Below are 1,231 nucleotides of genomic sequence, written 5' to 3'. Positions count from 1 at the left end.
TCCGCCCGCAGCCGCCGCACCATCGCCGTCGACCAGCTGCCGCCCGGCTACCTGTCCGCCACCTCCGGCCTGGGCCGCACCGACGCGCTGGCCCTGATGGTGCTGCCGATCATCGTCGAGGACCAGGTCCTCGGTGTGATCGAGCTCGCTGCCGTCCAGCCGTTCACACCGGTGCACCGCGACTTCCTCGGCCAGCTGATGGAGACCATCGGCGTCAACGTCAACACCATCGTCGCCAACGCCCGCACCGACGAGCTGCTCGGCGAGTCCCAGCGGCTCACCGCCGAACTCCAGGCCCGCTCCGAGGAGTTGCAGGCCCGCCAGGAGGAACTGCAGGTCTCCAACGCCGAGCTGGAGGAGAAGGCGGAGCTGCTGGAGGCGCAGAAGAGCGACATCGAGGCGAAGAACCTGGAGATCGAGCAGGCCCGCCAGGAACTGGAGGACCGCGCCCACCAGCTGTCCGTCGCCTCGAAGTACAAGTCGGAGTTCCTGGCCAACATGAGCCACGAACTGCGCACCCCGCTCAACAGCCTGCTGATCCTCGCCCAGCTGCTCGCCCAGAACCCCACCCGGAACCTCACCGCCAAGCAGGTCGAGTACGCGGGCATCATCCACTCCGCCGGCTCCGACCTACTCCAGCTCATCAACGACATCCTCGACCTGTCCAAGGTCGAGGCCGGCAAGATGGACCTCAACATCGAGACGGTGCCGCTGGCCACCCTGGTCGACTACGTCGAGGGCACCTTCCGCCCGATGACCGGCCAGAAGAGCCTGGCCTTCGCCGTGCGCACCGGCGACGGCGTCCCCGGCGAGCTGCGCACCGACGACTACCGGCTGCGCCAGGTGCTGCGGAACCTGCTCTCCAACGCCGTCAAGTTCACCGCGCAGGGCGGCGTCGACCTGCGCATCGAGCCCGCCGCCGAGGCGGAACTCCCCGACGGCGTGCGCCGGGACGGCCCGGTGGTCGCCTTCCGGGTCACCGACACCGGCATCGGCATCGCCCCGCAGCACCTGGAGACGGTGTTCGGCGCCTTCCAGCAGGCCGACGGCACCACCAGCCGCAAGTACGGCGGCACCGGGCTGGGCCTGTCGATCAGCCGTGAGATCGCCTATCTGCTGGGCGGCGCGATCACCGTCGAGAGCACCCTCGGCCAGGGCAGCACCTTCACCCTCTACCTGCCCACCACCCGGCCCGACCTGTCCGAGCCCGTCACGGCGGCCGCGGCGGCCG

1 protein-coding gene is annotated in these 1,231 nt (G+C 69.9%); it reads left to right on the top strand.

Features of this window, described 5'->3' with window-relative positions:
• A partial coding sequence (locus tag VR45_RS40075; RefSeq protein WP_045944903.1) for an ATP-binding protein occupies positions 1-1,231 on the top strand: 1,231 nt, incomplete at both ends.

It is taken from the genome of Streptomyces sp. NRRL S-495, assembly GCF_000966955.1.
In the GTDB taxonomy this organism is placed as follows: Bacteria; Actinomycetota; Actinomycetes; order Streptomycetales; family Streptomycetaceae; genus Kitasatospora; species Kitasatospora purpeofusca.
The sequence above is the reverse complement of the archived record's forward strand: the minus strand, read 5'-3'. Positions and strand labels throughout refer to the sequence as shown.